The sequence below is a fragment of the Bartonella australis AUST/NH1 genome (assembly GCF_000341355.1).
Classification (GTDB): domain Bacteria; phylum Pseudomonadota; class Alphaproteobacteria; order Rhizobiales; family Rhizobiaceae; genus Bartonella; species Bartonella australis.
Map to the genome: position 1 here is coordinate 1,589,765 of NC_020300.1, position 6,726 is coordinate 1,596,490.

Annotated in this window: 5 protein-coding genes; all 5 read right to left on the minus strand. The window is 38.1% G+C overall.

Going from position 1 to position 6,726, the window contains the following annotated elements:
- Positions 1-16: 16 nt before the first annotated feature.
- The 5 genes from BANH1_RS06975 to rho all read right to left on the minus strand — a co-directional run bounded on the left by BANH1_RS06975 (position 17) and on the right by rho (position 6,065).
- On the minus strand, positions 17-826 hold the full coding sequence (locus BANH1_RS06975; RefSeq protein WP_015398657.1) for a ParA family protein: 810 nt from the start codon (positions 824-826) through the stop codon (positions 17-19).
- 6 nt (positions 827-832) lie between these two features.
- Positions 833-1,480, minus strand: coding sequence for a 16S rRNA (guanine(527)-N(7))-methyltransferase RsmG (gene rsmG, locus BANH1_RS06980; RefSeq protein WP_015398658.1), 648 nt, complete (start codon positions 1,478-1,480; stop codon positions 833-835).
- A complete protein-coding gene (mnmG, locus tag BANH1_RS06985) occupies positions 1,480-3,348 on the minus strand; it encodes a tRNA uridine-5-carboxymethylaminomethyl(34) synthesis enzyme MnmG (protein WP_015398659.1) in 1,869 nt (622 codons plus the stop codon). The genes rsmG and mnmG overlap by 1 nt, the downstream gene beginning before the upstream one ends.
- 110 nt (positions 3,349-3,458) lie before the next feature.
- Positions 3,459-4,766 carry a tRNA uridine-5-carboxymethylaminomethyl(34) synthesis GTPase MnmE gene (gene mnmE / locus BANH1_RS06990; RefSeq protein WP_015398660.1) on the minus strand — a complete coding sequence of 436 codons (1,308 nt, stop codon included), beginning with the start codon at positions 4,764-4,766 and terminating at the stop codon, positions 3,459-3,461.
- Positions 4,767-4,799: 33 nt separating this feature from the next.
- On the minus strand, positions 4,800-6,065 hold the full coding sequence (gene rho / locus BANH1_RS06995) for a transcription termination factor Rho (RefSeq protein WP_015398661.1): 1,266 nt from the start codon (positions 6,063-6,065) through the stop codon (positions 4,800-4,802).
- Positions 6,066-6,726 lie beyond the last annotated feature (661 nt).

Sequence of the window (6,726 nt, forward strand, 5' to 3'; positions counted from 1 at the left end):
ATTTATATCGCATTTTCTAGGCACTAAGTAGCAGCTTTGGGTGCTTGTTTTTCTCACGTTGAATAACTTCTGACGCTAAGCGTAAATAAGCTTGGCTCCCTGTGCATTTAAGATCATAGAGTAATACCGGCTTACCGAAAGAAGGAGCTTCAGATACACGTATATTGCGCGGAATAACAGTACGATAAACTTTTTCCCCCATAAAAGACCTCACATCTTCAACAACTTGATTTGAGAGATTATTACGCCCATCATACATAGTTAAAACAATTCCTTGAATTTCTAGAGACGGATTTAAAGTAGATCGTACTTGTTGTACTGTTTCGAGCAATTGGCTTAAACCTTCAAGTGCCAAAAATTCACATTGCATTGGTACCAAAACGGAATCCGCCGCTCCCATAGCGTTTAATGTTAAAAGATTAAGCGAAGGGGGACAATCAATAAGAATATAATTAAATTTCTTGATCATTTTAGGATCATCATAAAGGGCTCTGCGCAACCGTTGAATGCGATCTTGCGATGAAGAAATTTCCATTTCAATACCTAAGAGATCAAGTGTAGAAGGAACGATATAGAGATTAGGCACAATCGTCTTCAAAGCTGCCTCTACAACTGATATTCCAAAAACCAAAACATCATAAGATGATAGAGGGCGGCTGTTCCGATCAATCCCCAATCCTGTACTAGCATTACCTTGTGGATCAATATCTATAATAAGAACATCCTCACCAACAGCTGCCAAAGCCGTTGCTAGGTTAATTGTCGTGGTTGTTTTACCCACTCCGCCTTTTTGGTTTGCAACAGCGATAATCCGTGTTTCGCTCATTCTGCTTTACCCTTTACATGATCGAACGCGAGAAATTTCTAAAATAACAGAGTTTTTATCAATTTTACTTTGATGTTTTAACAGATCAAAGTGCCAATTGGCAGAGGCATTTTTTATTTCTATAGCGTAATCCCTACCTTTTTGCAAAAGAGCGATCGTTTTTTTTGTTAACCAAGGAGATATAAGCCGCAAAAGACTATCTAAGGAAGTCAAGCCTCGCGCTGTTATGGCTTCTGGTGTTTTTATTTTTTTATAAACATCTTCAATTCTACAATGGTGAACTGTCGCGGGAAGCTCAAGCTGAGCAATGGCCATCCGCAAAAAAGCGACTTTTTTCCCATTGCTTTCCACTAAATCAATATGTCCTTCTTTCTTTTCTTTAAGAAAAATAGCAATAACAATTGCGGGAAATCCTCCTCCAGATCCAAGATCACACCAATGCAATAATTGACTATGTAAAGGATAAATTTGTGCAGAATCGAGAATATGACGCGCCCATATAATTGGCATTGTTGCAGCAGATATTAAATTAATATGTGTATTCCATTGAAGAACAAGGGACTCAAACTGTATCAAATGTTCCATAGTTTCACGTGAAACAGAAGGGATTATATCTGAAAGTTCTTGATATTTTTTTTCTGTTGAAAGAATCATTAAGCTAATTTTGCCTTTTCACGTCGTTGACGCTGAATATGCGTGAGAATTAAAGATAACGCAGCAGGTGTCATACCATCAATTTTTTGTGCATCAGCAATTGAACGCGGTGACATTTTTTGAATTTTTGATTTTAATTCATTTGAGATACCGGAAATTTCCTGAATATTAAGAGAAGAAGGTATCTCTAACTGCTCATCCCGTTGAAGAGCAGCAATATCTTGTTTTTGCCTTTCTAAATAAACTGAATATTGCGCTTCAATTTCCAGAGTTTCAATAGTTTTTGGATCAATTGACTGCAATTGCGGCCAAAAAAGTGAAAGACGTTCTATATTTATGTGAGGATAAGATAAAAGATCATAGGCTGAGCGCCGAACACCATCGCGATTTATTTGCAATCCACGAGAAGAAGCTTCATCAGGAGTTAAAAAGAGCCCTTGGCAAACCGATCGTGCTTGATCAAGTTTTTTCTTTTTGTGCTGATAAAGAGCTAAACGCGTATCACTAATAATACCCCATTGCTCCGCTAAAGGCGTCAAACGGGTATCTGCATTATCGGCGCGTAAAGACAAGCGAAATTCGGCTCGTGACGTAAACATTCTATAAGGTTCGCAAATTCCACGTGAAATCAAATCGTCCACCATAACACCAATGTAAGCTGTAGAACGACTCAAAATAATTTCTTCCAATCCACCAACTTGGCGTGCAGCATTTAACCCAGCTAAAAGACCTTGCGCAGCCGCTTCTTCATACCCCGTCGTGCCATTAATCTGACCAGCCAAAAATAATCCCGGTAAAGATCGCAGTTCTAAAGTTTTTGCGAGTTGTTGTGGATCAACAAAATCGTATTCAATAGCATAACCTGGTTGTAAAACTTCAACATTTTCTAGCCCTTCAATGGTTTTTAAGAAAGAAATTTGTACATCCTCAGGAAGAGAAGTAGAAATGCCATTTGGGTAAATAATATCATCAGTTAATCCTTCCGGCTCCAGAAAAATCTGATGCCCATCACGTTCACCAAATTTTAAAATTTTATCTTCTATAGAGGGGCAATAACGCGGCCCTAATCCTTCTATAGCACCGGAATATAAGGCAGATCGATGGATATTTTCAAAAATAACTTGATGTGTTTTCGTATTCGTACGTGTTATTGCGCATTCAATTTGAGGCTGTTCAATTTTTTCTGTTAAAAAAGAAAAAGGTACTGGATCTTCATCTGCTTCTTGTTTGAGAAGGTCATCCCAGCGAATTGTCTTTTTATTAAGACGAGCAGGAGTCCCTGTTTTTAGTCGCCCGAGATTTATGTTATAGCTTTTCAAACGTTCAGCAAGCCGCACGCTTGACTGTTCCCCCATACGTCCAGCAGGCCACATTTTATCACCAATATGTATAAGACCATGCAAAAACGTACCTGTTGTCAAAACAACAGCACTAGAAAAAACATTTCCTTGTTTTTCCAAGCACACGCCCGAAACACGATTATCTTTAATAATTAAATCAATAACTTCATCTTCAATAAGAGTTAAATTATCTTGTTTCCTCAGAAGTCTCTGAATTTCTTTTTTATACAAATATCTATCAATTTGCGTACGTGGCCCCCTTACTGCTGGCCCTTTACGTCGATTAAGAAGTCGGAATTGAATTCCGGCTGCATCTGCCGCTAATCCCATTAAACCGCCCAACGCATCTATTTCGCGAACCAAATGTCCTTTTCCGAGTCCGCCAATAGAAGGATTACATGACATCGTCCCAATTGTCGATATTTTATAGGTAACGAGTGCCGTTTGTGCTCCAGCACGCGCCGAAGCCGAAGCAGCTTCACAGCCAGCATGTCCTCCTCCAACAACAATGATATCATATGGTCGCATTCTATTCGTCCCGCACAGAATTACTCTGAATTTTCGCGAGAGATAAGCTACGTAAAATACATTCCCATTAATCTATTTATGAAATATAAATGTTTCACGTGAATCATTATTTATTTCCCAATACAAAATTGAGAAAAAATAACATCAAGCAAATCTTCTACATCAATATCGCCTGTAATTCGCCCAAGCGCATCACTCGCACGACGAAGATATTCCGCACGCAAACTTAAATCAAGAGAAATATATTTTACTGAAGCATCAATCTCTTTAACAGCCTCTTTTAACAGCTGAAGTTGCCTTTTCCGTGCCGGAAAAACATCCCCAATTTCGGCAATATGATTTAAACAAAATGACTCCATTTCCTTTATAAAATAATTAAAATTCAGGCCATTTAATGCCGAAAATTGTATAGGCCAACGAGCTGTATCTCCTTCATAAAGGTCAAGTTTATTGCCAACGCGCCATATTTTAGCAGATGTTTCTGGTAAATCAATTTCTTGAGGATTTACCATGTCATAAACTAAAATGACCAAGTCGGCATCTATAATACGCTGTTTTGCCGCCTCTATACCTAATTGTTCAATCTTGCTTTTTGTTTCTCTAAAACCAGCAGTATCCGTTAAAAAAACTGGTAATCCACCAAGAACTAATCTAATTTCTAAGACATCGCGCGTTGTTCCCGCTTCTTCAGTTACAATAGCAACAGACCTCCCAGCTAAGCGATTAATAATGCTTGATTTTCCGGAATTTGGAGCACCTGCAATGACAATTTTCATTCCGTCATGTAAAACACTTGCACGCTCTCCTTCAGCAATATATTTACGAAGAGAACGGCAAAGTTCTTCCATATCCCGCCAAACTTTATCAGACACTAAATTAGGAACATCAGCTTCATCGGAAAAATCAAATTCTGCTTCAATCAAAGCGCGTGCCGTCATAAGTTTATAGCGCCAATCACGATAAAGTTTCGTTAAAGCACCACTTGTACCCATAATAGCTAAACGTCGCTGACTTTCTGTTTCTGCTTCTATTAAATCAGCGAGACTTTCTGCTTGGATGAGATCTAATTTTCCTTCAATAAACGCTCTGCGCGAAAATTCGCCCGCTTCCGCAATGCGACACCCGGGAAATGTGGATAACTCGTCAAGAAAACGATTAACAACAGCCTTACTTCCATGCAAATGAAATTCTGCACAATCTTCACCTGTAAAACTACGAGGAGCAGGAAAAAAAACTGTTAAAGCAGAATCCAAAAAACTGCCATCACGAGCGGTAAGATTCCCATAATGCATAAACCGCGCCTTAGGCAAAAAACCACAAAGCGTCTCAACAATATCAACAACACGAGAGCCAGAAAGACGAACAACCGCAACCCCAGAAGGTAACAATCCACTTGAAACAGCAAAGATTGTATCCACGGGATTAATCCTAATCAAAAATTATAATGTTTCTTACGTATTCATCGAATCAAAGAATTCACTATTGTTTTTCGTTTGTTTCAATTTATCAATTAAAAATTCAATTGCGTCAGTCACACTCATAGGCGCTAAAATACGGCGAAGCACGAAAATTTTATGCAAATCTTGGCGCGCTACTAAAAGATCTTCTTTGCGTGTTCCCGACTTCAAAATATCCATAGCTGGGAAAATGCGCTTATCAGAAACTTTACGGTCAAGAACGATTTCCGAATTACCTGTTCCCTTAAATTCTTCGAAGATAACTTCATCCATACGGCTACCTGTGTCAATCAGAGCCGTTGCAATAATGGTTAAAGACCCCCCTTCTTCAATATTACGCGCAGCGCCAAAAAAACGCTTAGGGCGCTGTAGAGCATTTGCATCAACCCCTCCTGTTAAAACTTTACCTGATGAAGGAACAACAGTATTATATGCGCGCCCGAGACGCGTGATTGAATCAAGAAGAATAACGACATCACGTCCATATTCCACTAAGCGCTTAGCTTTTTCGATAACCATTTCAGCCACTTGGACATGACGTATCGCTGGCTCGTCGAAAGTTGAAGAGACAACTTCTCCTTTTACAGAACGCTGCATATCGGTAACTTCTTCTGGACGTTCATCAATCAAAAGGACAATGAGATAACACTCAGGGTGATTAGTCGTAATAGAATGAGCAATATTTTGTAATAAAACAGTCTTTCCTGTCCGAGGAGGAGCTACAATCAACCCACGTTGACCTTTTCCTAACGGAGATATTAAATCAATTACCCGAGACGACATATCCTTTCCAGTAGGATCTTGTATCTCCATCTGGAAACGTTCATTTGAATAAAGGGGGGTGAGATTGTCAAAGTGAATTTTGTAGCGGATTTTTTCCGGATCCTCAAAATTAATCGTATTTATCTTAAGAAGAGCGAAATAGCGTTCTCCTTCTTTTGGACTGCATATGGGACCTTCAACGGTATCTCCTGTTTTTAAGGAAAAACTTTGAATTTGTGTAGGCGAAAGATAAATATCATCAGGTCCTGGAAGATAGTTAGCATCTGCGGATCGTAGAAAACCAAACCCATCCTGCAAGATTTCAACGACACCTTCCCCGATAATTTCAACGTCCTGCGAAGCGAGTTTTTTTAAAATAGCAAACATCAACTCCTGTTTGCGCATCAATGAAGCATTTTCAACCTCTAGTGCTTCAGCAAAAGAGACGAGCTCAACTGGATTCTTACTTTTGAGTTCCTGTAGTTTCATTTCCTGCATACAATATTCTCTTTGATTAGAATGGGAAACTATTACTGAAAAAAAATTCAATTTGTTCTTGGAAAATTTGGAGAATAGAACATTCCTCTAAGACGGATTCTTTATATACTTAACTCTCTAAAACTGCAAGTGTCGCCATCATAATTCCATATTTTAACACATTTTAGCGAATATATAGAAAGCAGTAGTTATACAACTTGCAAAAAAATACAAGTTTCTGCAGATTGTTACTGTTTAATGGAGTTTCATGAATAAAGCCCTTTTTGCGGCTAAATAATTCTATTATTTCAAATGATAGCTAAGTGCAAAAAGTCGATTTTAGTTCTGAGAAAACAATCTCGGACATCATCTAGCAGGTTAATATTTTTTTACAATTAATAAATTTGTGAGATGAAGAGGATTCTTCTTATTTAAACTTGTGTTTAATGTGGATTATTATTTTTACTTCATTTATCCTCAATTTTGTCCACATAAAGGATAAAAAAAAACAAAGGCTAAAAACTAGTTAGAGATGTTATCCCCGTTTTTAAATTCTAAGAGAAATTTATCCGCTTCAGTCATTCAATTTGTGCATAATAATGAAGAGTTTTCTCAAATTTTTCTTTCCATAAGAAATTTCGAGGTTATATGCACACTTATTAACAAGGAGTTAAAATTTTCG